At 63.1% G+C, this 25,946-nt stretch carries 24 protein-coding genes and 4 tRNA genes; 17 read left to right on the top strand and 11 right to left on the bottom strand.

Features of this window, described 5'->3' with window-relative positions; all coding sequences use genetic code 11:
* The first annotated feature begins 34 nt into the window (after positions 1–34).
* The 4 genes from PF66_RS14860 (at position 35) to PF66_RS14850 (ending at position 2,457) form a co-directional block, all read left to right on the top strand.
* Positions 35–448 carry a MarR family winged helix-turn-helix transcriptional regulator gene (locus PF66_RS14860; RefSeq protein ID WP_054058199.1) on the top strand — a complete coding sequence of 138 codons (414 nt, stop codon included), beginning with the start codon at positions 35–37 and terminating at the stop codon, positions 446–448.
* A gap of 53 nt (positions 449–501) precedes the next feature.
* Positions 502–1,716, top strand: a complete 1,215-nt coding sequence (locus PF66_RS14855) for an MFS transporter (protein WP_054063087.1) — start codon at positions 502–504, stop codon at positions 1,714–1,716.
* Positions 1,713–1,835 carry a hypothetical protein gene (locus PF66_RS33675; RefSeq protein WP_273825956.1) on the top strand — a complete coding sequence of 41 codons (123 nt, stop codon included), beginning with the start codon at positions 1,713–1,715 and terminating at the stop codon, positions 1,833–1,835. Before PF66_RS14855 ends, PF66_RS33675 begins: the two co-directional genes overlap by 4 nt.
* A gap of 70 nt (positions 1,836–1,905) precedes the next feature.
* A complete protein-coding gene (locus PF66_RS14850) occupies positions 1,906–2,457 on the top strand; it encodes a glutathione peroxidase (protein WP_054058197.1) in 552 nt (183 codons plus the stop codon).
* Positions 2,458–2,534: 77 nt separating this feature from the next.
* On the opposite strand, the gene PF66_RS14845 is transcribed toward PF66_RS14850, so the two are convergent.
* From PF66_RS14845 to PF66_RS14835, 3 genes are all read right to left on the bottom strand, one after another.
* Positions 2,535–3,818, bottom strand: a complete 1,284-nt coding sequence (locus PF66_RS14845; RefSeq protein WP_054063086.1) for an OmpP1/FadL family transporter — start codon at positions 3,816–3,818, stop codon at positions 2,535–2,537.
* A 143-nt stretch (positions 3,819–3,961) separates the two neighbouring features.
* Positions 3,962–4,444: a hypothetical protein gene (locus tag PF66_RS14840; RefSeq protein WP_054058195.1), complete on the bottom strand. Its 483-nt coding sequence runs from the start codon at positions 4,442–4,444 to the stop codon at positions 3,962–3,964.
* Positions 4,445–4,724: 280 nt separating this feature from the next.
* On the bottom strand, positions 4,725–4,949 hold the full coding sequence (locus tag PF66_RS14835) for a hypothetical protein (protein ID WP_054058194.1): 225 nt from the start codon (positions 4,947–4,949) through the stop codon (positions 4,725–4,727).
* 210 nt (positions 4,950–5,159) lie between these two features.
* On the opposite strand from PF66_RS14835, the gene PF66_RS32735 reads away from it, so the two are divergent.
* The 3 genes from PF66_RS32735 to rmuC all read left to right on the top strand — a co-directional run bounded on the left by PF66_RS32735 (position 5,160) and on the right by rmuC (position 7,748).
* On the top strand, positions 5,160–5,549 hold the full coding sequence (locus tag PF66_RS32735; protein ID WP_152973019.1) for a hypothetical protein: 390 nt from the start codon (positions 5,160–5,162) through the stop codon (positions 5,547–5,549).
* 330 nt (positions 5,550–5,879) lie between these two features.
* Entirely contained in the window at positions 5,880–6,203 is a 324-nt protein-coding gene (locus tag PF66_RS14825; protein ID WP_054063084.1) for a hypothetical protein, read from the top strand.
* 180 nt (positions 6,204–6,383) lie between these two features.
* Positions 6,384–7,748: a DNA recombination protein RmuC gene (rmuC, locus tag PF66_RS14820; protein ID WP_162491345.1), complete on the top strand. Its 1,365-nt coding sequence runs from the start codon at positions 6,384–6,386 to the stop codon at positions 7,746–7,748.
* A gap of 171 nt (positions 7,749–7,919) precedes the next feature.
* Here rmuC and PF66_RS14815 read toward each other — a convergent pair whose 3' ends face one another.
* Positions 7,920–11,390 (bottom strand): hybrid sensor histidine kinase/response regulator, encoded by a 3,471-nt coding sequence (locus PF66_RS14815; protein ID WP_054061182.1) that lies wholly within the window; start codon positions 11,388–11,390, stop codon positions 7,920–7,922.
* Positions 11,391–11,512: 122 nt separating this feature from the next.
* Positions 11,513–12,058, bottom strand: coding sequence for a TetR/AcrR family transcriptional regulator (locus tag PF66_RS14810; RefSeq protein WP_054061183.1), 546 nt, complete (start codon positions 12,056–12,058; stop codon positions 11,513–11,515).
* A 91-nt stretch (positions 12,059–12,149) separates the two neighbouring features.
* Here PF66_RS14810 and PF66_RS14805 point away from each other — a divergent pair, with 91 nt between their 5' ends.
* Entirely contained in the window at positions 12,150–13,346 is a 1,197-nt protein-coding gene (locus PF66_RS14805; protein WP_054063082.1) for an MFS transporter, read from the top strand.
* Positions 13,347–13,456: 110 nt separating this feature from the next.
* Positions 13,457–14,212 carry a hypothetical protein gene (locus PF66_RS14800; RefSeq protein ID WP_054063081.1) on the top strand — a complete coding sequence of 252 codons (756 nt, stop codon included), beginning with the start codon at positions 13,457–13,459 and terminating at the stop codon, positions 14,210–14,212.
* Here PF66_RS14800 and PF66_RS14795 read toward each other — a convergent pair.
* A complete protein-coding gene (locus PF66_RS14795) occupies positions 14,199–15,155 on the bottom strand; it encodes a helix-turn-helix domain-containing protein (RefSeq protein ID WP_054063080.1) in 957 nt (318 codons plus the stop codon). The genes PF66_RS14800 and PF66_RS14795 overlap by 14 nt on opposite strands.
* Before the next feature lie 122 nt (positions 15,156–15,277).
* Between PF66_RS14795 and PF66_RS14790 the strand changes: the two genes are divergently transcribed.
* From PF66_RS14790 to PF66_RS14775, 4 genes are all read left to right on the top strand, one after another.
* Positions 15,278–15,904: a cysteine hydrolase family protein gene (locus PF66_RS14790; RefSeq protein WP_054063079.1), complete on the top strand. Its 627-nt coding sequence runs from the start codon at positions 15,278–15,280 to the stop codon at positions 15,902–15,904.
* Positions 15,901–16,212, top strand: coding sequence for a cupin (locus tag PF66_RS14785; RefSeq protein WP_054063078.1), 312 nt, complete (start codon positions 15,901–15,903; stop codon positions 16,210–16,212). Before PF66_RS14790 ends, PF66_RS14785 begins: the two co-directional genes overlap by 4 nt.
* A 104-nt stretch (positions 16,213–16,316) precedes the next feature.
* The gene (locus PF66_RS14780) at positions 16,317–17,471 is read left to right on the top strand and encodes a TDT family transporter (RefSeq protein ID WP_054057205.1); all 1,155 of its coding nucleotides are present in this window, start codon (positions 16,317–16,319) and stop codon (positions 17,469–17,471) included.
* A 90-nt stretch (positions 17,472–17,561) separates the two neighbouring features.
* Entirely contained in the window at positions 17,562–19,439 is a 1,878-nt protein-coding gene (locus tag PF66_RS14775; RefSeq protein WP_054063077.1) for an MFS transporter, read from the top strand.
* Between the two features lie 147 nt (positions 19,440–19,586).
* On the opposite strand, the gene sugE is transcribed toward PF66_RS14775, so the two are convergent.
* From sugE to rdgC, 3 genes are all read right to left on the bottom strand, one after another.
* Positions 19,587–19,904, bottom strand: a complete 318-nt coding sequence (sugE, locus tag PF66_RS14770) for a quaternary ammonium compound efflux SMR transporter SugE (protein WP_054057203.1) — start codon at positions 19,902–19,904, stop codon at positions 19,587–19,589.
* 116 nt (positions 19,905–20,020) lie between these two features.
* Positions 20,021–20,971: a bile acid:sodium symporter family protein gene (locus PF66_RS14765; RefSeq protein ID WP_054063076.1), complete on the bottom strand. Its 951-nt coding sequence runs from the start codon at positions 20,969–20,971 to the stop codon at positions 20,021–20,023.
* Positions 20,972–21,120: 149 nt separating this feature from the next.
* Positions 21,121–22,041 carry a recombination-associated protein RdgC gene (gene rdgC, locus PF66_RS14760; protein WP_054057201.1) on the bottom strand — a complete coding sequence of 307 codons (921 nt, stop codon included), beginning with the start codon at positions 22,039–22,041 and terminating at the stop codon, positions 21,121–21,123.
* A gap of 160 nt (positions 22,042–22,201) precedes the next feature.
* Here rdgC and PF66_RS14755 point away from each other — a divergent pair.
* The 4 genes from PF66_RS14755 to PF66_RS14740 all read left to right on the top strand — a co-directional run bounded on the left by PF66_RS14755 (position 22,202) and on the right by PF66_RS14740 (position 22,708).
* Positions 22,202–22,277, top strand: a tRNA-Val gene (locus PF66_RS14755).
* 18 nt (positions 22,278–22,295) lie between these two features.
* Positions 22,296–22,372, top strand: a tRNA-Asp gene (locus PF66_RS14750).
* 164 nt (positions 22,373–22,536) lie between these two features.
* Positions 22,537–22,612, top strand: a tRNA-Val gene (locus tag PF66_RS14745).
* Positions 22,613–22,631: 19 nt separating this feature from the next.
* Positions 22,632–22,708, top strand: a tRNA-Asp gene (locus PF66_RS14740).
* Positions 22,709–22,886: 178 nt separating this feature from the next.
* On the opposite strand, the gene PF66_RS14735 is transcribed toward PF66_RS14740, so the two are convergent.
* Together PF66_RS14735 and PF66_RS14730 are read right to left on the bottom strand one after the other, a co-directional pair.
* On the bottom strand, positions 22,887–24,023 hold the full coding sequence (locus PF66_RS14735; RefSeq protein ID WP_054057200.1) for a catalase family protein: 1,137 nt from the start codon (positions 24,021–24,023) through the stop codon (positions 22,887–22,889).
* A gap of 37 nt (positions 24,024–24,060) precedes the next feature.
* Positions 24,061–25,869, bottom strand: coding sequence for a di-heme-cytochrome C peroxidase (locus PF66_RS14730; protein ID WP_054057199.1), 1,809 nt, complete (start codon positions 25,867–25,869; stop codon positions 24,061–24,063).
* Positions 25,870–25,946 lie beyond the last annotated feature (77 nt).

The following is a 25,946-nucleotide window of genomic DNA, read 5'->3' as shown; positions in this document are numbered from 1 at the left end:
TGTATTTGGAACGTTACGGGTATATACACGCATCATGTTATCCACCGACTGCTTGTGCATCAGCCTGCGTCGCGCCGCTCGTGGCGTCAGCAGGCATTACGACGGCGCCCTCGACGGCTTCGGGATCAACGTTGCGCAGTATTCTCTGCTGTGCAATCTGCGACGCCTGGATAAGCCGAGCATTTCCGGCCTGGCCGAGGCGATGGGCCTGGATCGCAGCACCCTCGGGCGAAATCTTCGGGTACTGGAAGGCGAGGGCCTGGTGAAGATGAGTGAGGGCGCCGATCAGCGCAATCGTCTGGTGTGCCTGACCGAAACCGGAGCCCAGCGGCTGGAGGAAGCCTTTCCGGCCTGGGAGGCGGCGCAGCAGCGCCTGGCCGAGCGTCTGGGTGAGGAAAAGCGCGCTGCCTTGCTGGCATTGCTGGATGAACTGGCGGATGGCGAGTAATCGCCTTTTTATTCGAATTAAAGCGGGTATATACCCGTTAACGGAGAACAATAATGACATCGCTCTGGCGCAGCAGCGGCTGGATTCTTCTCGGGAGTGCGCTGATCCTGGCGCTGTCGTTGGGGGTGCGGCATGGTTTCGGCCTGTTCCTGCCGCCGATGAGTGCGCAGTTCGGCTGGGGACGTGAAGTCTTCGCCTTCGCCATTGCCCTGCAGAACCTGATCTGGGGGCTGGCACAGCCCTTCACCGGGGCCCTGGCCGATCGTTTTGGCGCTGCCCGGGTGGTGCTGATCGGCGGTGTGCTGTATGCCCTTGGCCTGGTCTTCATGGGGCTCTCCGAGTCGGCCGTGAGCCTGTCGCTGAGCGCCGGTCTGCTGATCGGTATTGGCCTGTCGGGGACTTCGTTCTCGGTGATTCTCGGCGTGGTCGGGCGGGCGGTGGCACCGGAAAAACGTAGCATGGCCATGGCCATGGGCATTGCCAGTGCCGCCGGTTCGTTCGGCCAGTTCGCGATGTTGCCGGGGACCCTGGGGCTGATCGGCTGGCTGGGCTGGTCGAGTGCCTTGTTGGTGCTCGGTGTGCTGGTGGCGATGATCGTGCCGCTGGTGGCGATGCTCAAGGACAGGCCACTGCCGGTACTGGCCGGCGAGCAGACCCTGGGCGAGGCGTTGCGCGAAGCCTGTGCCCACCCGGGTTTCTGGCTGCTGGCGTTCGGCTTTTTCGTCTGCGGCTTCCAGGTGGTGTTCATCGGCGTCCATCTGCCGGCCTACCTCGTGGACCAGCATCTGCCGGCCAGCGTCGGCACCACGGTGCTGGCGTTGATCGGCCTGTTCAATATCTTCGGCACCTACACCGCCGGCTGGCTCGGTGGGCGGATGTCCAAGCCGCGGCTGCTGACCGGCCTGTACCTGGCGCGGGCGGTGGTGATCGGGTTGTTCCTGTGGCTGCCGGTGACCGAGATCAGCGCCTATCTGTTCGGTATGGCCATGGGGTTCCTCTGGCTGTCGACGGTACCGCTGACCAACGGCACCGTGGCGACTCTGTTCGGCGTGCGAAATCTTTCCATGCTGGGTGGGATCGTTTTCCTGTTCCATCAGTTGGGTTCCTTCCTCGGTGGCTGGCTGGGTGGTGTGGTCTATGACCGCATGGGCAGTTACGACCTGATCTGGCAGGTGGCGATCCTCCTGAGCCTGCTGGCCGCGGCCCTGAACTGGCCGGTCCGTGAGCGGCCCGTGGCGCGCCTGCAGACGCAAATGGGGGCGGCATGAGTTCCCGCTGGTCCAGGCCGCTGGCGCTGGTGATTCTGGTGTTGCTGCTGGTGTTGGCCTGGTGGGGGTGGCATCGAGGTGGCCTGGCGCTGATGCAACTGGGCATGGGCGTTTGCTAGTGGCCGCTTGCTGGGGAGTGCACAGGCGCGTAACTTCATCCTGAGAACTCTTTACCTGAGGAGACAGGATATGGCGATGCGCTGGTTGCTGGTGCCGATGGCTTTGCTGGCTTTTTCGGGGGCTGCGGCGGCGGCCGACTGTCCCGAGTTGCTGCAGGGGCAACTGCCCAAGTTGCGGGCCAAGGAGTCCATCGACCTGTGCCAGAAGTTTGCCGGCAAGCCACTGGTGATCGTCAATACCGCCAGCTTCTGTGGCTTCGCGCCGCAGTTCAAGGGGCTGGAGGCGCTGTACCAGCGCTACAAGGGGCAGGGGCTGGAACTGATCGGCGTGCCGTCCGACGACTTCAGGCAGGAGTCCAAGGATGGCGCCGAGACGGCCAAGGTCTGTTACGTGAACTATGGCGTCACCTTCACCATGACCGAGCCGCAAGTGGTCAGGGGTGGGAATGCCGTGCACCTGTTCAAGGTATTGGGCGAGCAGGCTGGGGCGCCGAAGTGGAATTTCTACAAATATGTGGTGGATCGCCAGGGCAAGGTGGTCGCCCATTTTTCCAGCCTGACCAAGCCGGATAGCCCGGAGTTGATCGAGGCGGTGGAGAAGGCGATTGCATCGAAACCCTGATGATAGTGCCCATTAAAAAACCCGCCGAGGCGGGTTTTTTTCTGTTCAGCCGTTGAGCCGTTCAGGCTCGCTGCGGATCAGAACTTGTACGTTGCGCCCAGGCCATAGCCCCATGCGCTGTTTTCGTACTTGGCGCTGTAGTTGTTCAGAGTATTGCTCTTGTTGACGGTGACGTCTTCTTCTTTCAGGTAGGAAACAGCAGCATCAATGGTCAGGTTGTCGCTAATGGCATAACCCAGACCGGCGCTGATGATGGTGCGGTCACCAGTAGGAATACGTGGCGAACGATCGGTGTTGTTGGCTGGCGACTGGTCGAAGGTCAGGCCGGTACGCACGACCCACTGTTTGTTCAACTGGTACGAGGTGCCGACAGCATAGGCCCAGGTGTCATGCCAGTTTTGGGGTTCGGAGATTGAACTAAACAGTGTTGGCGACAGGCCGCCCCCACCAGCTGCAGTCACTCCTTCGTTGTTGACAGTGATGTCCTTCAGACGGCTCCAACGAGTCCAGGTGGCACCAGCGTAGAGTTTCCAGGCATCGCTCATGTCCTGGGTGACCGACAGATCGTACGACTCAGGTGTCTCGATTTTCAGTGAAGCGTCGTAACGGCCGCTGCGCAGCACCGCGCCTGGGGTGCCGGCACCTGCTGTCACATCGGTGTGGCCTTCGAGTTTGTACTTCACTTTCGAGTGGTAGGTCAGACCCACGCGGGTGGTATCGGTCGCCTGTACCAGAATACCGGCGTTGAAGCCCAGAGCTGTATCATCACCCTTGATCCTGACATTGGTGTCGTTCGGCAGGAGTGGGCTGAGCCTCAGGTCCGATTGCAGTTCACCGGAAATACGGTTGATGGTCGGCCCGAAACCGATCGACACCTTGTCGTTGAAGGCGTAGCTGATGGTTGGCTGCAAGGTGACGACCTTGACTTCGCTCTTGCTGCCAAAAGCACGACCCTGGAATCTGCTTTCATAGTCGGTTACCAGGCCGAATGGCGCATAGGCACCGAAGCCGATTGCCCAGTTGTCGTCGAGGCGGTTTGTGTAGAACAGCATCGGAACCGTGGTGAACGGAACCATGTCGCCCTTGTTGGTGCCGCTGTAGCGGCCGCTTGCATCCTTGATGTCGGTGGTTGCGTCAATGGACGCAGCACCCACAGTGATTTGCTGGCCCGCGAGGCGGGACATGCCGGCAGGGTTGCCATAGACAGTGCTTGCATCATCGGCAGCGGAGGATCGACCCGCAAAACCAGTACCCATCCCGCTGATACTCTGTTCGTTGAGCGCGAAGCCGCTGGCGAACAGTTGGGTGGATGCGAGGGTAACGGCGAGGCTGAGTGTGGTCTTGAGCATTACTTTTTTCATTATTAGAACTCCGTGGTGATCACCGAGGCGAAAACTACCAACATTTTTGCTTGGGCGCTATAGGCTGTATCGCAGGAGATAGAGCGGTTTTGTAGGACAATCCAACCAAATTCGTAAGATTTTTCTGAATTCGAATCCTGTGACTAACAGGCGACAAAACTGACCGATGAGTCACAATTTTTCCAGGCGCGGGTGAAGTCCCGTAAACGCCCTTGTGGCTGGAAAGTCTGTCGCCAGATCCGCGCCATTCCGAGCAGGTCGTCCAGGGCTGGCAGTCGCAGTTGCTGTTGTTCGATCAGCAGCCAGGCAATGGCTGTGGCGTAGCGCAGGTTGACGGTCAGTTCGAGGTGCGGGCTGCTCAGGAAGGCATGTTGGCTGGCCAGGCCGCGAACCAGGCTGGCCAGGTCCGGGTCCTGGGCCAGGTAGTGGTCCCACAGTTCGGCGTGGCGCCGTTCGCCGATGCGATACAGGCCGTGGCCGCCACGGTTGTGCAGGGCCGAGCCGAGGTCCGACTGGCTGGCGGCGATACCCAGCAGCAGTGCTTCCGCAGATGGGCTGTGCCGGCCCAGATACCGTAATGTCGGGCGGATCACATAAAGGCGCAGTTCCCTCGCAGCAATACCCATGGCACCCTCAAGACTGCTCGTAATGTCGTAATCGGCCGGCGAGACCTGGCGCTTGGCAGCAATGGATCGAGCAGGTCTGCCGGAAGCGACCCGAGTCGCTTGAGTTGAAGTGTAGTGTCATATCTTTGCTGTAAAGGACTGTTTTTAAAATATTTAAAACATGCACTTCGCGCTTGATATATTGATTGGCAATTAGGCTGGTCGGCAAAATTGCGAAACTTCAGGCAATAAAAAGCCCCGCTTGCAGGGCGGGGCTGGTGTATTGCCGTTCGTCCGAACTTCAGGCAATCAATGCCTGGCGGGTGCGGTCGATCACCGCTTGCAAGGGTTCGGCACTGGCGTATTGCTCGGGGTACAGGCGCTCGCTGTGGCGGGCGATCCCGTGCTCGTTGACCAGTGTGAAGCTGAAGCTGCCCTTGCGCGCAGCCATGATCAGGCAGTTCATGGGAGCAAAGGCGTTGGTCAGCGTACGAATGGCTTCCTGGGTGTGGATTTGAGTCGACATATTATTGGTGTTCCTACAAATGACACGGTATCTGAACCGTGCAGCGTTAAAACGTTCCAGTAATGCCGTGCCACCATTGGCCGGAAAAAGAACCTGACTGGAACAAGGCAGCCAGTTTGCAGCGCTTGAAATATGAGTGGCGCTCGGGCTGGCAGGTAGGTACTTAGGAGGGCAGGCAATCACGACAGGGGCAAAGGTTCTGTGCCCGGGGTGAAGATCCTGATCAATTTGCAGGTTGGTTCGGTCAGAGAAAAAATCTTGGCAACACCCTTTTCAAGGGTGTCGTGGCGCAATTTTTACCTGGAAACCATCGAGAGGTCGCTCCCTGTTTTCAGTGGCCTGCTTCTTCGAAGCGTGGCTACCAAGGGATGTTTTCGACCAGAATTGACTTTCAGCTTGGTACTAACGCTGTGGATACTAGCGTATTGGAAAGCGCAAGGGAAGGGTTTTTTGCAAAAAACTCGTGATGTCGATGGCGGTGAACCGCTGGTTTTCGAGCTGCCCGATAGCGAGGCACTCGAGGGCGGCACCGGCGAGGTCAGCGGGCCTGTCGCCAGGCCTTGTCTCATCTGCTTGTGCAAAAAAGGTGCGCCGATATAACCGCGCACGTATCACTTGTGCACATTATTGGCCCGGCTTGTCACCTCTTTGTCATCTACCTCTCCGGGCCCGCGAATGCCTGTATTGGAAATACAAGTCAATGAAAAATATCGTCTTTTTTTATTGGTGAAAAAATCGACAGTTTGACTGCGAGCCCCGTTCCATGGGGCTTTGCGGGGGTTAAAGGGGGGTTGTCCACTGAGTTATCCACAGCTTCTGTGGATTGTCCCAAGCGCTTGCTCTAGCTCGGGCATGTGGCGTTTTTTCGACTTTACCTTCGTGAAAAAAAGAGTAGAGTGGCGCGCCCTGCGATTTGCCCTACTGTCTGATATGAAGTTTCGTTCGACCTCATCATCTCCATCTTCGTCCAATACGATTTCAACCGAGCCGAAGCGTTTTTCGCTGCGCGTCGCGCTCTGGTTGCTGGACAGCCCGAGCCTGGGCCACAACCCCAACGTCAAGCACTTCGCCGGCCGCCTGTTGAAGCAGCCGGCGCGCCAGGGTGTGGTGCTTGCCCAGCGTCGCCTGGGGCAGTTGATGTGCCGCGATTGCGGCAGTTCCCGTGAGCGGCGTATCGGTCACGAGTTGCTGCGCCAGGCGGCCCGCGCTGGCGACCAGGTGGCCCGGCGCGAACTGGGACTGCTCGAAGACTGAGCTGTCCCTGGCGTGGCGTGTTCGCTACCCTTGACCCTTTGAGTCCGGTGTTGCGTGGGAGTGCTTATGGCGTTGGATCTGACCAGTCTGTTGCTGGGTTTGGCGGGGGCGGCGCTGCCATTGCTGGCGTTCGCCTGGCAACTGCAGCGTCGCGCCGGCGCGGCGCAGGCCGAGCTGGCCTTGCAGGATGAACGCCTGGCCAACGCGCAACTGGCCCAGGACGGGCTCAATGCCCAACTGGATGCCTGTCGAGACGAGGTCAGCGACCTCGGCCAGGCCAATGCCGCCAAGCAGGCGGAGTTGGCGGCATTGCGGCGCGAAGTCGACCTGTTGCAGATCGAGCGTGACAACGCCCGGGATGCGGCCCATGCCTGGAACCTCGAACGCAACGGCAAGGAAACCGAGTTGCGCCGCCTCGATGCGCAGGTGGCCTCGTTGAATGCGGCCCTGCGTGAACAGCAGGAGGGGCACCAGCAACGGCTCCAGGACCTGCAAGGCTCGCGGGACGAACTGCGGGCGCAGTTTGCCGAAATGGCCGGGAAGATCTTCGATGAGCGCGAGGCGCGTTTCGCGCAAAGCAGCCAGGAACGCCTCGGACAATTGCTCGACCCGTTGAAGGAGCGTATCCAGTCCTTTGAAAAACGTGTCGAGGAAAGTTACCAGGCCGAGGCCCGCGAGCGTTTTTCCCTGGGCAAGGAACTGGAGCGCCTGCAACAGCTGAACCTGCGCCTGAGCGATGAGGCGACCAACCTGACCCAGGCGCTCAAGGGCCAGAAGACCCAGGGTAACTGGGGCGAACTGATTCTTGAGCGGGTGCTCGAGCATGCCGGCCTGGAAAAGGGCCGCGAATACCAGACCCAGGTCAGCCTCAAGGGCCCTGATGGTGAGCGGTTCCAGCCGGACGTGCTGATCCTGCTGCCGGGGGACAAGCAGGTGGTGGTGGACTCCAAGGTCAGCCTGACGGCCTATCAGCAGTATGTCGGCGCGGCTGACGAGGTGATCGGCCAGGCGGCACTCAAGCAGCATGTGCTGTCGTTGCGCAATCACCTCAAGGGCCTGTCCGGCAAGGACTACAAGCGTCTGGAAGGCTTGCACAGCCTGGATTTCGTCCTGCTGTTCGTGCCGATCGAGGCGGCGTTCTCGGCGGCCTTGCAGGCGGAACCGAACCTGTTCCAGGAGGCGTTCGACCGGCAGATCGTGATTGTCAGCCCGACCACGCTGCTGGCGACCCTGAGGGTGATCGACAGCCTCTGGAAACAGGAGCGCCAGAGCCAGAACGCTCGGGAAATCGCCGAGCGCGCCGGTTGGCTGTACGACAAGTTCGTGCTGTTCATCCAGGACCTGGACGAAGTAGGCAGCCGCCTGCAGCAGTTGGACAAGGCCTACGCGGCGGCGCGCAACAAGCTGACGGAAGGCCGGGGCAACCTCATCAGCCGCAGCGAGCAGCTCAAGCTGCTGGGGGCTCGCGCGAGCAAGAGCCTGCCTGCCGACCTGCTGGAGCGGGCGATGACCGATGCCGATGGCGTGGTCGAATTGCCGGAGTGATTCATCCGGTGGGGCTGGAGTCGTGGGTCTGGCTTGAGGGCCTGTTCGCGGGCAAGCCCGGCTCCAACCGTATTGCGGCGTTCATGCCTCTTGAACTCGACTCAAACCTGTAGGAGCCGGGCTTGCCCGCGAACAGGCCCCAAAGCCAGGCCCAGGTCATGAAAGCGCAGCTCAACGCGCCAGGTGTCGACTCAGCAGGGCCCGCAACGCTGCCGGCTTCACCGGCTTGGCCAAGTAGTCCAGCCCGCTGCCATGCACCTGCGCAACGGTTTCCTGCCTGCCATCGGCGCTGATCACCACGCCGGGCAGCGGTTCGTTCAGGCGTGTACGCAGCCAGGCCATCAGGTCGGTGCCGGTTTCGCCGTCGTCCAGGTGATAGTCCACCAGTGCCAGTTGCGGACGAATGCCCCTTGCCAGCAGTCCCTCGCATTCCTCGCGGTTGCGTGCGGTCCATACCTGGCAACCCCAGCGGCTGAGCAGGCTGTGCATGCCGATCAGGATGCTGTCCTCGTTATCGATGCACAACACTTGCGCACCGCTCATGGGCTGTCCATTGACTGCCACGCTGGCATGGGTCACGGCCTGCGACGCGCGGGCCAGGGGCACGCTGACGCTGAACACGCTGCCACGCCCCGGCCAGGAGCGGACCTGCAGTTGATGCCCCAGCACCCGGCACAGGCCGTCGGCGATCGCCAGGCCCAGCCCCAGGCCCTTTTCCGCGCGGGTCTGGTGGCTGTCCAGGCGCTTGAACTCCTCGAAGATCACCTGGCGCTTGTCCTCGGGAATTCCCGGGCCGCGATCCCACACCTCCAGCAGCAACAGCTCGCCGCGCCGACGTACGCCGAGCAGCACCGGGCCCTTGGCGTAGCGAAAGGCATTGGTCAGGAAGTTCTGCAGGATCCGCCGCAGCAGCTTGATATCGCTGTCGATGCGCAACTGGCTGCCACGTACCCGGAACTTCAGACCCTGTTCCTGGGCCAGGAGCTTGAACTCGGCGCCCAGGGTGTCGAACAGTTCGTTGACGGCGAACGGCTTCGAGTCCGGAGTGATCTTGCCGTTTTCCAGGCGCGAGATATCCAGCAGGTCGCTGATCAGGTCCTCGGCCGAACGCAACGAACTGTCCAGGTGCTGTACCAGTTGTTGCGCCTCCGCCGACAGCCCTTCCTCCTGGTGTGACAGCGCGGCGGAGAACAGTCGGGCGGCGTTCAGCGGTTGCATCAGGTCGTGGCTGACCGCGGCGAGAAAACGGGTCTTGGACTGGTTCGCCGCCTCGGCGTTACCCTTGGCCTCGGTCAGCGCCAGGTTGAGTTGCGACAGTTCGTGGGTACGCTCGGCCACCCGTTGTTCCAGGCCCTCGTTGGCTTCGGTCAGGGCCTGCTCGGCCTCGCGGAACGCGGTGATGTCGGTAAAGCTCATGACGAAGCCACCACCGGGCATCGGGTTGCCGATCAGTTCGATCACCCGACCGTTGGGAAACAGCCGTTCGGAGGTGTGCGCGCGGCCCTGGCGCATCCAGTGCAGGCGCCGGGCCACGTGGACTTCGGCCTCGCCCGGGCCGCAGAGACCACGCTCGGCGTTGTAGCGGATGATGTCGGCGATCGGCCGGCCGACGCTGATCAGCCCGTCCGGGTAGTTGAACAGTTCCAGGTAGCGGCGGTTCCAGGCCACCAGTTTCAGCGACTGGTCGACCACGCTGATGCCCTGGGTGATGTTCTCGATGGCGCCTTGCAGCAGGGCACGGTTGAACTGCAGCACCTCGGAGGCTTCGTCGGCGATACGTACCACGTCCTCAAGCTGCATGTCGCGACCCTCGATGGCCGCCTTGACCACCGCGCGGGTCGAGGAGGCGCCGAGTACACCGGCCAGCAGGCGTTCGGTGTGGGCGATCCAGTCGCTGTCGGCGTTCTGGTTCGGGTTGAAGCCCTTGCCCTGGCGGTAGGCGAAGCGAATGAAGCTCTGGCGCGCCCGCTCTTCACCGACGAAACGCGCGGCGAGGGTCAGCAGGTCCTCGATCTGTACCGCCAGCATCGAGCGGGCACCGGGACGGGCGCTGATTTCCTGGCCGATGAAGCGCCCGGCCTGCCAGTGTTCGGAGACGCGGCTGCGCGACAGCACCGAGACCCAGGCGAACAGCGTGAAGTTGCCGGCCAGCGACAGCACCACCCCCTGGGTCAGCGGGGAAATGGGCAGGCCCAACGGGTTGCCATGCAGCCAGGCAAGGCCGGGGAAGCTGTTCAGCGACCAGCCCAGGCTGTGGGCGGCAATCGGCAGGACCAGGGTGTAGAACCAGAGGAAGGTACCGCCGGCGATCCCGGCGAACACCCCGCGACGGTTGGCTTGTTTCCAGTACAGCGCACCGAGCATCGCCGGGGCCAGTTGGGTGACGGCGGCAAAGGCGATCTGGCCGATGGTCGCCAGGCTGGCGGTGGAACCCAGCAGGCGGTAGCTGACGTAGGCCAGCAGGAGGATGGCGACGATGCTGACCCGGCGCACCGACAGCATCCAGTGACGGAACACTTCGAACGGCCGCTCGGAATTGGTCCTGCGCAGCAGCCAGGGCAGCAGCATGTCGTTGGACACCATGGTCGACAGGGCGACGCTGGCGACGATCACCATGCCGGTGGCCGCCGAGGCACCGCCGATGAAGGCCAGCAGCGCCAGGGACGGGTGGGCCTGGGCCAGTGGCAGGCTGATCACGTAGGAGTCGCGCAGGACCTCGGCCGGCAGCATCATCCGCCCGGCCAGGGCGATCGGCACCACGAACAGCGCGGCGAGAATCAGGTAGGTGGGGAATACCCACTTGGCCAGCCGCAGGTCCTGGGGCTCGATGTTCTCCACCACGGTGACATGGAACTGCCGCGGCAGACAGATGATCGCCATCATCGCCACGCCGGTCTGCACCACCATCGAGGGCCAGTTGACCGTTTCCTTCCAGTACTCGGCCAGCAGCGCCGAGTTCCTCGCCTGGTCGAACAGGTCGTCGAAACCGTCGTAGACGCCATAGGTGATGTAGGCACCGACCGCGAGAAAGGCCAGCAGCTTGACCAGCGATTCGAAGGCGATCGCCAGCACCATGCCGCGGTGGTGTTCGGTGGCGTCGAGGTTGCGGGTACCGAACAGGATGGTGAACAGCGCCAGCACCAGCGAGACGATCAGGGCCGTGTCCTGGGCACGCACGCCCATGGCGTCGGCCCCGGCACCGATCAGCAGGTTCACCCCGAGGACGATGGCCTTGAGTTGCAGGGCGATGTAGGGCAATACCCCGACCAGACAGATCAGCGCCACCACCACCGCCAGCGACTGTGACTTGCCGTAGCGGGCGGCGATGAAGTCGGCGATCGAGGTGATGTTTTCCTGCTTGCTGATCAGCACCATCTTCTGCAGGACCCAGGGCGCGAACACCAGCAGCAGTACCGGCCCGAGGTAGATCGGCAGGAACGCCCAGAGCTGGTCGGCAGCCTGGCCGACCGCGCCGAAGAAGGTCCAGCTGGTGCAGTAGACCGCCAGCGACAGGCTGTACACCCAGGCGCGTAGCCGCGGCGGCAAGGGCGCGCGGCGACGGTCGCCATAGAAGGCGATGGCGAACATGATGGCCATATAGGCCAGGGCGACGACGGCGATCAGCCCGCTGGACAGCGACATGGAAACTCCCGGCAAAAGACATCCCGAGGGCCGTCCGGCCCCGGGACCACAGTCTCGCACGATGGCCGGGCGGCGTCAGTGTCGACCAAGGTCGCAGCGTGGCCTGGTGTCGCAGCCGATGCTCAGGTGCGCAGGGCGATATCGATCAGGCGGTGCAATTCCTCGACGGTCAACGGGGCGCTGGAAAACAACACGCGAAACACGATCGGGGCGACGATCAGGTTGAGCAGGTGATCGACGCTGGGCAATTGACCGGCCTGCGGATAGCGATCGAGGATGATTCGCAACTGGCCGCCGAGAATTTCCACGCAGTGGCCGGGAATGGAGGTGCTGTTCTGCACATCGCGCATCATGTTGCGCCCCGGCTCCGAACTGATTTCGTCCAGGTACTGTTCGGCCCAGGCACGCAGGTCGCCGGGCAGGCTGCCGGTGTCCAGCGGTGGGCGGTCCGGCTGCATGCGCGCCAGGGCGACATCGGCCAGCAGTTCAGAGAGGTCGCCCCAGCGCCGGTAGATGGTCGATGGGGTGACACCGGCGCGGCTGGCAATCTGCGGCACGGTGATGCTGGAGCGCTCCTGTTCTTCAAGGAGCGTACGGACGGCCGCGTGAATCGATTCCTGCACCCGGGCGCTGCGGCCACCGGGGCGGATACTTTCTTTTATCGCCATGGGTAAAACCTTAACACAAAGAATTTGCTTTAAGCGAAAAGCGGTAGCACACTGCGCAAAAGCAAAATTTTAGCTTTTGTGGAGTCCGTTCATGTCCAACCGTGCTGAAGTGACTGTTTCAAACCGTTCCGGCCTGGTCTTCCTGTCGATCACCCTGCTGACGTTTCTGGCCGCATCCAGTGCACCGACACCCTTGTACCACCTGTATCAGGAGGCGCTGGAATTTTCCGCCGCAACCCTGACGCTGATTTTCGGGGTGTATGCCCTGAGCCTGCTGGCGGCCTTGCTGACGGTGGGTTCGTTGTCCGACCACCTGGGCCGTCGACCGGTGCTTTTCAGCGCGTTGCTGCTGGAAATCATTGCCATGGGCCTGTTCATCGCTGCCGACAGCATACCGCTGTTGATCGCCGCCCGGGTGCTGCAGGGGTTTGCCACCGGCATGGCCACCAGTGCGCTCGGTGCGGCGCTGCTGGACCGCGACAACCGCAAGGGCCCGCTGGTCAACAGCCTGGCACCGCTGCTGGGCATGGCCTGCGGGGCCCTGGGGGCGAGCCTGCTGGCGGAGTACTGCCCGCGGCCGACGCAGTTGGTTTACGAACTGCTGCTGGCCCTGCTGGTGTTCCAGGCTCTGTATGTCTGGCGCCTGGCGGAGAGTGTCAGCGCGCAGCCGGGAGCGTTGGCTTCCCTGCGGCCGGCCCTGCACGTGCCGCCACAGGCAAGGCGGGCCTTGTGGCTGTCGTTGCCGGTCAACGTCGCGGTGTGGATGGTGGGCGGCTTCTACTCGTCGCTGGCACCCTCACTGGTCCGGGCGGTCACGGGGTCGACCTCGAACCTGATCGGCGGCGGCCTGGTGGCGATCCTGACCCTGAGTGGGGCTGCGGCGATTTTCAGCCTGCGCGAGCGGGCCGCCGGCAAGGTGTTGCAACTGGGCGCGGGCCTGCTGGCGATTGGCGTGGCGCTGGTGCTGGTCGCCGTGCACGAGGCGAGCCTGTGGTTGTTCTTCGTCGGCACACTGCTCACCGGCAGTGGTTTCGGTGCCGGTTTTCTCGGCGCGCTGCGCAGTGTCGTGCCACTGGCTCTGCCCCATGAGCGGGCGGGGCTGATGTCGACGTTCTATGTGCTCAGCTATCTGGGCTTCTGCATGCCGGCCTTCCTGGCCGGAAGTCTCAGCCGCAGCCTGGGCTTGATCGTCACCACCCAGGGCTACGGCGGCGTGCTGATCCTGCTGTCGCTGGGAGCCCTGCTGGCGCTGCGTCTGCAGCGGCCGGCCAGGACCTGTGCCGCCTGACAACGGGATGGGCTCGCCGCCACGGCGGGCGGCGAGCGTAAATTGAAAGCCGTGAAAGCGACGGGCGCTCAGTCTTTGGCCGGTCGCTGAGCCGCCTTTCAAGGACGATCATGCCTGCCCCCGTTCCTCGGACGTTCACCCTCAACGCCGATCACCTTGCGCGCCAGCTCGCTGGCGCGGATCTGTCGCAAACCTTCACCCTCGTTCTCGAGGTCGCCGCACAACCCTTGCCCCGTCAGGCCGTGTTGCTGTTGCGCGCGGGTGTGTTGCCGGCCATTGGGCGGCAGTTGCGGCATGTCCTGCCAGGAACGGCGATGCGCCCGCGCGGGGCTGTGCCGTTGGCCTATGCCTTTCATACCCTGCGCGAGGCGATGCTGCTGGAGCCGGACCCCAGGCGCCGGGTGTTGCTGGCCCATGAGTGCATCGACTGCCTGCTGGCGGGCCGGGGCGCCCGCTCGATCGGCAGGCGCATCGCCGTGCTCCATGGCCTGGAGTCGATGGACCTGGTGGTGCAGGGTTTCATCGCGCTGGTGGAAGTCTGCGCGTCGATCCTCAGGGATCACGCTTTCATCATGGCCCGCCTGGGAGTCGCCGCCGGCTGGTTCGGTGGCGACATTGGCGTCGCGGCCAGGCTGGGGCGGCCGGCCTTTTATGGTTCGGGCGGGCATATCAGCCGGGCACGCTTCGCGATCATGCGCAACCTGTTGCTGCGCAACGATGAAATCAGGCGACCGGCGCCGGGGATGGAACCGGTGCTGGACGTCTCCTGGCTGCGCCGGGAATACCGGCTGGATCTTCATCGAAGCCTGCCCGGCTCGCTGGAATCTGCGCCGCAAACGCCCGGTCCCTGGGTCAGCGCGCAATGAACTGTGCCCGGTAGGCCGACGGAGAAATATGCAGCGAGGCGTTGAAGTGCTGCCGCAACGACAGGGCGCTGCCGAACCCGGACTCCACGGCGATGGCCTCGATGCTCCGGGAGCTGCTTTCCAGCAGGCGCTGGGCATGGCTCAGGCGTTGGCCCAGCAGCCATTGGCCAATGGTGGTTCCGGTCATCTGCCGGAAGTGCCGGGTCAGTGAGCGGCGGCTCATGGCCGCGCGTTCCGCCAGGTCGTCCAGGGAGTGGTTGCGGGTGAAATGCTGCCCCAGCCACTGCAGCAACTGGCCCATGCGGTCCTGCTCGCCAGCGGTGGCGATCGGCCGTTCGATGAACTGCGCCTGTCCCCCCGAGCGATGGGGCGCGATCACCAGGCGGCGGGCCACCTTGTGGGTGGCTTCGGCGCCGCACAGTTGCTGCATCAGGTACAGGCAGCAATCGAGACCGGCGGCGGTGCCGGCGGAGGTCAGCAGGTGATCGGACTCGGCATACAGCACATCGGCATCGAGTTTTACCTGCGGATAGCGCCGGGCAAAGGCCGTGGCCCAATTCCAGTGGGTGGTGGCCGTGCGCCCGTCCAGCAGGCCGGCCTCGGCCAGGACGAAGGCCCCCAGGCACAGGCCGACAATCCGCGTGCCCCTGGCGTGCGCCTGGCGCAAGGCTTCGAGCAGGCGCTCGGGTGGCCGCTCCTCGGTGTCGCGCCACGACGGCATGATGATCACGTCGGCCTGTTCCAGCGCTTCCAGCCCGTGGTGCACCTGGATATCGAAACCGGCCGAGGTGCCGAGCGGTCCCGACTCGAACCCGCAGACCTTGAGGCAAAAGCGCGGCATATCGATGCCTTCACGCTGCTCGGCGAACACCAGGGCCGGTACGGACAGGTGGAACGGGCTGATGCCGTTGAAGGCGATCACGGCGATCTGGAGGGTGGTCATCGAGCGGGCCTTGGGCAAACGGATTTGGCCTGATCTTATCGAATATTGTCTTTCAGGCCACTTATGCGTTTTGCGCCGACCGGCAATCATGGTCTTCCGAACCCGCTACCAGGTACCGAACCATGTCCCAAGCCCCTCGTCGTGCGCTGATCGTGATCGATGTGCAGAATGAATACGTCAGCGGCAACCTGCTGATCGAATACCCACCCGTCAGCGAGTCGCTGGCCAACATCGGCAGGGCCATCGACGCGGCGAATGCCGCGGGTATCCCGGTGGTGCTGGTGCAGAACGATGCTCCGGCGACGTCGCCGCTGTTCGCCATCGGCTCGCCGGGTTGGGAACTGCATCCGGTGGTTGCCGCGCGCCGCCATGATCATCGGGTGAACAAGACCCTGCCCAGCGCCTTTGCCGGCACTGACCTGGCCCAATGGCTGGCGCAGCGCGAGGTCGACACCCTCAGCGTGGTCGGCTACATGACCCACAACTGCAACGCCTCGACCATTTTCGAAGCCACCCACCGTGGCCTGGCGGTCGAGTTTCTGGCCGATGCCACCGGCTCGTTGCCGTATGCCAACGAAGCGGGGCGGGCCAGTGCCGAGGAAATCCACCGGGTGTTCAGCGTGGTGTTCCATAGCCGTTTCGCCGCCGTGGCCAGCACCGCGCAATGGTTGTCGGCGGTGGAGCAGGGGGTGGCCTTGTCCCGCTCTTCGATCCCGGCCTCCAACCAGCTGGCGCTGCAACAGCCATGACCGTCATTCGCAGCCGCGACTTCACCGGTGCCCGTCCCTGGGCGGCGCTGGACATTGCCAGCATGAGCGGCATCAGCACCCGCCTGCACTGGACCGACCAGCCCTACATCTGGCATGTCAACGACGGACAGGAAGTGTTCGTGGTGCTCGATGGTCAGGTGCGCATGCGCTATCGCCTGGATGGCATCGAGCAGGCCGTGATGCTGGAAAGCGGCGATATCTTCTACGCGGGTGTCGGTTGCGAGCACCTGGCCGAGCCGCAGGGGCCGGCGCGGGTACTGGTGATCGAGAGTGAGGGCAGCCTCTGACGTATATCTTTAAAATAGATAAGATATAGAGAAAATACCCGTTATATAGATATTCGATACGGTTCTATGATGGCTGCAACCTCACCAGGGGACAGGAGACAGCCATGCAAACCTGCACCAACAGTATCAAACCCGGACTGCGGCCTCTGAGCCACTTGCCGCACCCCCTCGAAGCCATCCGCCAGTTCACCCCCAACTGGTTCGCCGCGACCATGGGTACCGGTGTGCTGGCCCTGGCCCTGGCGCAACTGCCGGTCGCCATGCCGGGCCTGCGCACCGTGGCCGAAGGCCTGTGGCTGTTCAACATCCTGCTGTTCAGCGTGTTCAGCCTGCTCTACGGTGCACGCTGGGTGCTGTTCTTCCATGAGGCACGGCGGATCTTCGGGCACTCCACCGTCTCGATGTTCTTCGGCACCATTCCCATGGGGCTGGCGACCATCATCAACGGTTTCCTGCTGTTCGGTGTGCCGCACTGGGGCGAAACGGCCGTCGGCATCGCCGAGGCGCTGTGGTGGCTCGATGTGGTGTTGTCCCTGGCCTGCGGGGTGCTGATTCCGTTCATGATGTTCACCCGGCAGGAACACCGCATCGACCAGATGACCGCGGTCTGGCTGCTGCCGGTGGTCGCGGCGGAGGTGGCGGCGGCCAGTGGTGCGCTGCTGGTCCCGCACCTGGGGGACAGCGCGCAGCAGTTCAAGGTACTGGTCACCAGCTACGTGCTCTGGGCTTTCTCGGTCCCCGTGGCTTTCAGCATCCTTGCCATCCTGCTGTTGCGCATGGCACTGCATAAGTTGCCCCATGAGAACATGGCCGCGTCGAGTTGGCTGGCCCTTGGGCCCATCGGTACCGGCGCGCTGGGCATGCTGTTGCTGGGCGCGGACTCGCCGGCAGTGTTCGCCGCCAACGGGCTGGCGGGCATCGGCGAGATCGCCAGCGGCCTGGGAGCGGTCGCCGGGATGATTCTCTGGGGCTTCGGCCTGTGGTGGATGCTGATGGCGCTGCTGATCACCCTGCGTTACCTGCGCAGCGGCATTCCGTTCAATCTCGGCTGGTGGGGGTTCACCTTCCCCCTGGGGGTCTACTCCCTGGCCACGCTGAAACTGGGCAGTGTCCTGCATCTGGGCTTTTTCAACGGTTTTGGCCTGTTGCTGGTCGGGCTGTTGAGCGTGTTGTGGCTGATCATCGGTACCCGCACGCTGCGGGGTGCCTACAGGGGCGAGCTGTTCGTTTCGCCCTGTCTTGCAGGAATCGCGAAATAAATCTTCAGGATTAGGTAATGTTGTGGCCTGGAGCGGTGATCCGCACTCCAACAAGAAAGCCGCTCTCGGCGCCACTCAGGACCATGGAAGATGAGTCACCCCTCGCAGTTCAGTCTGTTGCGTACACGGCGTTTCCTGCCGTTCTTCGTAACCCAGTCGCTCGGCGCGTTCAACGACAACGTTTTCAAGCAGTCGCTGATCCTCGCCATCCTCTACAAACTGAGCATCGACGGTGACCGTGGCATCTGGGTCAACCTCTGCGCCCTGCTGTTCATCCTGCCGTTCTTCCTGTTCTCGGCCCTGGCCGGGCAGTTCGGCGAGAAGTTCGCCAAGGATGCGCTGATCCGGGTGATCAAGCTTGCAGAGATCGCGATCATGGCGATCGGTGCGGTGGGCTTCGTGTTCGATCACCTGTCGCTGATGTTGCTGACCTTGTTCGCCATGGGTACCCACTCGGCGCTGTTCGGGCCGGTGAAATACTCGATCCTGCCCCAGGCGTTGCGTGAGGAGGAACTGGTTGGCGGCAACGGCCTGGTGGAAATGGGCACGTTCCTGGCGATCCTGGCCGGGACCATCAGTGCCGGGGTCATGATGTCCTCGGCGCACTACGCGACCATTGTGTCCGCGGCGATCGTGCTGGTGGCGGTATTCGGCTACCTGGCCAGTCGCGGCATACCACGGGCGGCGGCATCCAGCCCGCAGCTGCGGCTGGACTGGAACATCTTCAGCCAGTCCTGGGCCACCCTGCGCCTGGGGTTGGGACAGACCCCGGCGGTCTCGCGTTCGATCGTCGGCAACTCCTGGTTCTGGTTCGTCGGAGCGATCTACCTGACGCAGATTCCCGCCTATGCCAAGGAGTGGATGTACGGCGACGAAAGCGTGGTGACGCTGATTCTCACCGTGTTCTCGGTCGGCATCGCCGCCGGCTCCATGCTCTGCGAGCGCCTGTCCGGGCGCAAGGTGGAGATCGGCCTGGTGCCCTTCGGTTCGTTCGGCCTGAGCCTGTTCGGTCTGTTGCTGTGGTGGCATTCGGGCAACCTGCCGCAGAACGTCCAGGCCAATGACTGGCTGGCCCTGCTGCACCACAGCCAGGCCTGGTGGGTGCTGCTGGATATCCTCGGGCTGGGTGTCTTCGGCGGTTTCTACATCGTGCCGCTGTATGCGCTGATCCAGTCGCGCACCGCGGAAAACGAGCGGGCCCGGGTGATTGCCGCGAACAACATTCTCAACGCGCTGTTCATGGTGGTGTCGGCGATCGTGTCGATCCTGCTGCTGAGCGTGGCGAAGCTGTCGATTCCGGAGCTGTTTCTGGTGGTGTCGCTGATGAACATCGCGGTCAACACCTACATCTTCAAGATCGTCCCCGAGTTCAGCATGCGTTTCATGATCTGGCTGCTCAGCCATTCCATGTACCGGGTCGAACACCGCAATCTTGAGCTGATACCCGACGAGGGGGCGGCGCTGCTGGTGTGCAACCACGTGTCGTTCGTCGATGCGCTGCTGATCGGTGGGGCGGTGCGGCGCCCGATCCGTTTCGTCATGTACTACAAGATCTACCGGTTGCCGGTGCTCAACTTCATCTTCCGCACGGCCGGCGCGATTCCGATTGCCGGGCGTGGCGAGGACCTGGAGATCTACGAGCAGGCGTTCAGGAAAATCGCCGAGTACCTCAAGGAGGGCGAGCTGGTGTGCATCTTCCCCGAGGGCAAGCTGACCAGTGATGGCGAGATCAACGAGTTCAAGGGCGGCATGACCCGCGTGCTGGAGGAAACCCCGGTGCCGGTGATCCCGCTGGCGCTGCAGGGGTTGTGGGGCAGTTTCTTCAGCCGTGATCCGCAGAAGGGCTTCTTCCGGCGTCTGTGGTCACGGGTGACGCTGGTGGCCGGCCCGGCGGTGGCCTCCGAGTCCGCAGTACCGTCACGGATGCGCGAGCAGGTGCTGCAGTTGCGCGGGATGGCCCGTCGCTAAGGGGACGATGCAAGACGGCTGGGGAGGGACGTCGTACGGATATCCCGCGTACGACGCTTGCCCTGCAGGAGCCCGGCTTGCCGGCGAAGAGGTCTGCCAGGCCACTGGAAGCTTCGCGGGCAAGCTCTGCTCCTACAGGCCGGCGTGTCAGGAAGCCGAGACCTTCAGGCCGATCAGGCCGGTGATGATCAGGGCCACGCTCGCCAGCCGTACCAGCGCCATGGACTCGCCGAACAGGATGATCCCGGCGATGACGGTTCCCACCGCGCCGACACCGGTCCACACCGCATAGGCGGTGCCCAGTGGCAAGTCCTTCACGGCAAGGCCGAGCAGGCCAAGGCTGATGGCCATGGCGCCAACGGTCAGTACGGTAGGGAGTGGACGGCTGAAGCCATCGGTGTATTTGAGGCCAACGGCCCAGCCGACTTCAAACAGGCCGGCGAAAAACAGAATGATCCAGGACATGCGAACCTCCATCGAGTGATGGGGCCGTCCCCGGATTGATAGCTCGAGCGAGCCGCAGGGTCGTCCCTGCCTTGCGCACTATCGTGCACATTATCGATCCGGGGAGCAAGTTTTCCCTAGTCGGTCGCTTGCCGTTCCTGCCCGTCAGTCATTCGGCGGAACCAGGTCGAAAGCAGGGCGCCGGAAATGTTGTGCCACACACTGAACAACGCGCTCGGCACTGCCGCCAGCGGCGAGAAGTGTGCACTGGCCAGCGCCGCGCCCAACCCGGAGTTCTGCATGCCGACCTCCAGGGCCAGCGACTTGCGCTGGGCCAGCGGCAGCTTGAACAGACGGCCGGTGAAGTAGCCCAGCAGGTAGCCGAAGCTGTTGTGCAGCATCACCACCGCCATGATCAGCAGCCCGGATTCGGCGATCTTCGCCTGGCTGGCGGCGACCACTGCCGCGACGATGATCACGATGCTGATCACCGACACCAGCGGCAGCACCTCGACCGCATGGCGCACCCGTTCGCCCAGCAGGCGCTGGGCGACCACGCCGAGCACGATCGGCAGCAGGACCACCTGCAGGATCGACCAGAACAGTTCCGCGAACGAGACCGGCAACCAGGCCGAAGCCAGCAGCCAGATCAGCGCCGGGGTCAGTAGCGGGGCGAGCAGGGTAGTGACGGCGGCGATGGCCACCGACAGTGCCAGGTCGCCGCGGGCCAGCCAGGTCATCACGTTGGAGGCGGTGCCGCTTGGGCAGCAGCCCACCAGGATCACCCCGACGGCGATTTCCGCCGGCAGGTGAAAGGCCTGGCAGAGCAGCCAGGCGACGCCGGGCATGATGACGAAATGCGCCACCACGCCGAGGGCCACGCGCCAGGGATGGCGGGCGACTTCGGCGAAGTCTTCGAGTTTGAGGGTCAGGCCCATGCCGAACATCACCAGGCCGAGCAGCGGCACGATGGCGACTTTCAGGCTGAGGAACCAGCCGGGCTGGAGAAACGCCAGTACGGCGAAGATCAGTACCCAGTAGGCGAAGGTGTTACCGACAAAACGACTCAGTGCCGCCAGTGCACGCATGGTGTTTTCCTTGTCATGTGCGGGGCGGGGCAGGCAAGCGTCGACCCATAGGGGCCCGGCTTGCCGGCGAAGGGATCTCTGGATCGCCAAAGCCTTCGCTGGCAAGCCAGGCGCCTGCAGAACGGTGCCTGGCCCCTACGTACGGCCCATCAGATGCCCTGCGGGATTTCCTCGCCGCCCAGCGCCTCGAACAGCTCCGGCAGGAACTCGCCGAAGGTCAGCATCATCAGGGTGAAGCTGGCATCCAGCTGGCCCAGGGCTTCGTCGCCGCCGTCCTGTTCGGCCTGGTCCTGCAGCAGGTCTTCGAACTTCAGGCGCTTGACCACCATCTTGTCGTCGAGGACGAAGGACAGCTTGTCCTGCCAGGCCAGGGCCAGTTGGGTGACCATCTTGCCGGTGCTCAGGTGCAGCTGAATTTCGTCACCGGTCAGATCCTGGCGCTTGCAGCGGATGATGCCGCCGTCTTCCTGGACATCACGCAGTTCGCACTCGTCGAGGACGAAGAAGTTGTCGGCGGCCTTGAGGGTCTTGACCCAATCGGTCATCACCGCGGTCGGGGCGATCTTCACGGTCAGTGGCCGCACCGGCAGGGTGCCGAGCACTTCGCGCAGGGTCGACAGCAGGTCTTCGGCGCGTTTCGGGCTGGCCGAGTTGACCAGGATCAGGCCCTGTTTCGGCGCGATCGCGGCGAAGGTCGCCGAACGGCGGATAAAGGCGCGTGGCAGGAAAGCCTGGATGATTTCATCCTTGAGCTGGTCACGTTCCTTCTTGTAGACCTTGCGCATCTGTTCGGCTTCGATCTCTTCGACCTTTTCCTTCAGTGCGTCACGCACCACGCTGCCCGGCAGGATGCGTTCTTCCTTGCGGGCCGAGACCAGCAGAAAATCGCCGCTGACATGCACCAGCGGTGCGTCTTCGCCCTTGCCGAATGGAGCGATGAAGCCATAGGTGGTCAGCTCCTGGCTTGCGCAGGGGCGGGCCGGTTTGGTCGCCAGCGCGGCCTCCAGGGCCTCGGCGTCAAAAGGCAGATCCTGGGTCAGGCGGTAGATCAGCAGGTTCTTGAACCACATGGGGCGAATCTCTCCTTTATACAAAGGTGGGCATTATTCTCTTCGTGGCCCGATAGGCCAACCCTCTGCTAAGTCTTTGGAAGGCCTGAAAAAAATATTGAAGAAAGTGCTTGCCAGAGTGGGGAGCGCTCCGTAGAATGCGCGCCACACCGAAAGCGAAGGGTGATTAGCTCAGCCGGGAGAGCATCTGCCTTACAAGCAGAGGGTCGGCGGTTCGATCCCGTCATCACCCACCATTCGTTCAAGTGTTTAGCGCAGCGGTAGTTCAGTCGGTTAGAATACCGGCCTGTCACGCCGGGGGTCGCGGGTTCGAGTCCCGTCCGCTGCGCCATATTCGATGATCTGGACCACTGAACGCCAGGTCATCACGCAAAGCCCGCCTAACCGCGGGCTTTTTGCTGTCTGGTGTGTGGAAAAGTCCACGATTTAAATTTTTTTATTAAATCAGTGCTTTATGGATTTTTTGTGGCATAATGCGCTCACACTGGAAGCGAAGGGTGATTAGCTCAGCCGGGAGAGCATCTGCCTTACAAGCAGAGGGTCGGCGGTTCGATCCCGTCATCACCCACCATTCGTTTCAAGTGTTTCGCGCAGCGGTAGTTCAGTCGGTTAGAATACCGGCCTGTCACGCCGGGGGTCGCGGGTTCGAGTCCCGTCCGCTGCGCCATATATCGATGTTCTGGACCACTGAACGCCAGAGCATCACGGAAAGCCCGCCCAGTGCGGGCTTTTTTTCGTCCGGGGTTTTTGTGGTGCCTGTTCGCGGATGAATCCGCGAACAGGCCCGTAAGGCCGCCAAAAGCCTTGCGGGCATGACAGGGGCTTAGCCGCCCTGAGGTTCTCTCCTATCGTTCGGCGTTCCGGCTGTGCCGGTAATCGCTGACCGCGTCATACACCGCCTTGCGCAGGCGGTTGATCCCCCCGATCGGCCGGTGCGCCTCAAGCCCGTGCCACGGACTGAACGACTGGTTGTCACAGGCGATGTTCTGCTCCAGCGTGTCGAAATCCTGCGCCGGAATGCGGATGTGCGCCACCGTCTCGAAGGGGGCATCGCTTTCCTTCCATTCGATGCTGGTGTCTTCGATCGGCATGTACCGGTTGGCGTTCTGGCGCTGGATCTGCAGCACGAAGCAGGCCGGAACCCGGTCCGTGGACAACTGCTGGACCAGGGCGCTGCGCAGGAAGTTCGGCAGGTCCTCGTTCTGCTTCGGCAACTCGTATTCCGGGCAGCTTTGCGGATCGGGGGCAACACGGAACTTGGCGTTGGCACTGCCGAACTTGTAGGGCGATACGGAAAAGTAGGTCGTCTGCAGCGGTGTTTTCGGCGCCGGTGCCAGGGTTGCCAAGGCAATGAACAGGTGGCGGATCTGCCAGCCGGTGGGGTTCCAACTGGGGAAGAAGGCCAGAACCTTCTTGCCGTCGGCCTGGGCGGCGATGTTCTGCTGGTATTCGGCGACATCGCTGACGAAGAAGTTCGGATGGTTGAACATCACGAAATCCTGCTCATGGCGCCCCTGCTGACCGGCCAGCAACTGCCTGCCGGGAACATCCAGCAGCTTGATCGCCATGCCGCGGGCATCGCGGATGCTGTCGAACTGCGGATAGGCATTGCCGTTGGACAGGCGGATCAGCGCCTGCCAGGTCTTGCCCGGCTCGGCGAACACGCCCTGGCGCAGTTCGCTGCCCAGGCCTTCGAGCACCTGCACTTCGGCATTCACACAGCCATGGGCCTTGGCGTGGGCATCGCGCAGGTAGCGGGTGCCCTCGCGGTGCTGGTCGACGATGCGCACGGCGGTCTGAATGATGTCCTGGGTCCTCGCGGTCTCATCGCTCGGCACCTGTTCCACCGTCGGCACCGGGCCGCTGTGGCGCCAGGCGTACCAACCGGTGGCCAGGGCCCAGCCGAGCAGGCCGAGGCCTACCAGGAGCAGCAGGCTCTTGCCGAGAAATGCGCCGAGGCGCAGCCACAGTCGCTTCAGCATGTGAACGTCCTTTCAGGCTTGTCGGGAGGGCATGGGTTCATGGCAACTGCTGCTCCAGCGGGCCACCCAGCACCTTCAGGTATTCGAGCAGGGCCCAGCGCTCCTCCGGTTGCAGCAGCCGGCCGATCACGCCGTTGCCGCGCTTGCCGGCACGGAATTCATGACCGCTGTTGTGGTTGCCGCTGATCCGGGTGTCGAACAGGAAGCCGTTCTCGAAGGCTTTCTGGCGATAGCCCAGGTGACGCGGATCGTATTCGAAAGTGCCCCGATAAAAAGTGGTGGAGCGCTCGTCCTGCGGCGACAGCAACTGATAGAGGCTCGGCACCGAGCCGTTGTGCAGGTAGGGCGGTGTGGCCCATACCCCCGCCAGCGGCCGCGCCTTGTAGGCCCGTTGTTCGAGTACGCCGATCGGCAGGCCGAAGCCGTCCAGTTGCGGGCGCTCGGCAGGTGTCACGCCGGCATCGCGATAGGCGCGCTCCTCGACGAACGCCGTGACATAGGCCAGGCCCTTGGCTACCGACAGCTGGCTCAGGTCCAGCGGCTGGTCGCTCCTGGGATGAAGTTGCACCGGCAGTTTGGCCAGTTCCGCCGGGTCCCATTGCAGCGCGCTCAGGTCATAGCGTTGGTCGGCGATGTTGTTCGCGGTGTTCGGGTCGGTACCGATCGCGGCCAGGGGAATGCTGGTGAGGTGTTGCACCGCACGACCGTTTTCCTCGGTCACCGAGGGCACGTGGCAGCCGGCACAGTTCTCGGCAAACAGCTTGCGGCCCTGGGCGGCCCGGGCCAGGTCGACCTTGCCGAACAGCTCCTCGGGCCAGGTCGGTGGCTTGAGGCGTTGCAGGGTTTCCTCGATCTTGTGCAGGTCACGCACCCGCACGCTGGACGGATAGCGGTCGTCGCCACGCAGTGGCTGGCCGTTGGCGTCGAAAAAGTTCAGCGTGGCACCGACGCCCAGGGCCTCACCGATATTGCGGGCCATCGGTTGCTGGGCCGAGGCGGTCCACTGGACCCAATCGAAGGTCCAGATATCCCACAGTTGCGGGTAGTCCACCGGCGCGTTGGCGACCCGGTAGTTCTTGTCGGAGATGGCATCGCCGAAGCTGGCGTTGGCGATCCGGCCGAAGGCGTCCGTGCGTCCCGGACCCTCCAGCGTCGGATAGAGTCCGCGGTGGGTATCGTTCCAGGCGACGTGGAGGAAGGTATCGAGGGACTGTTTCAGCGCCACCCGCAGTTCGGCACGCTTGGCCTCGTAGTCGTTGCCGAGGACCTTGCGGGCGAAGCGCTCGAACTTCCAGGGGTTGTAGTAGGTGGCCGCGAGGCTGGCGACCAGTGCCTGGCCGAAGCTGCCGCCACGCACCGTCGGTACGCTGGAGGGCAGGACATGCTGGGCCGAACCACCGTCGATCCTCAGCGCCTGGCCTTTGTAGCGCAGTTCGCCGGTGTGGCAGGCCGAGCAGGTGATGTCCAGGTACTGCTCGCTGCTTGCGGGGTTCTGGTGGCGGGTGAAGCCCACCGGCAGATTGCCGGGATTATCCGCTGTGGCCTGTTGCCGAGGATCGACCAGGAAGCCGAAGCGTGCCAGGTATTCCGGCGCGGCGAAGCGTTGTTCGGAGAAGGGCAGTTCCAGGGCGGTGAACCATTCGTAGCGCAGGCCCTTCACCTGGGTACCCTGGGGCGTGTAGTAGAAGGTCTGGCGATCGGCCGGGCTCCACTGTTCCAGGTAATGCACCTGCTCGGCCGGTATGTATGCCGGCAATTTCGGATTGGCGATGTAGTACAAGATCACCGCGAGGCCTAGGCCAATCAGCAGTATCAGAGCCAGTAACACACGGTAAAAAATGCGCAAGATAACGATCCTTGTCGAGGTGTGATGCTCTTATGCCTCAGCTGCTGCCTGGCATCAAGTGGCCGTGATGGCCGCCC

Source organism: Pseudomonas asplenii (assembly GCF_001293465.1).
GTDB classification, from domain to species: domain Bacteria; phylum Pseudomonadota; class Gammaproteobacteria; order Pseudomonadales; family Pseudomonadaceae; genus Aquipseudomonas; species Aquipseudomonas fuscovaginae_B.
The sequence above is the reverse complement of the archived record's forward strand: the minus strand, read 5'-3'. Positions and strand labels throughout refer to the sequence as shown.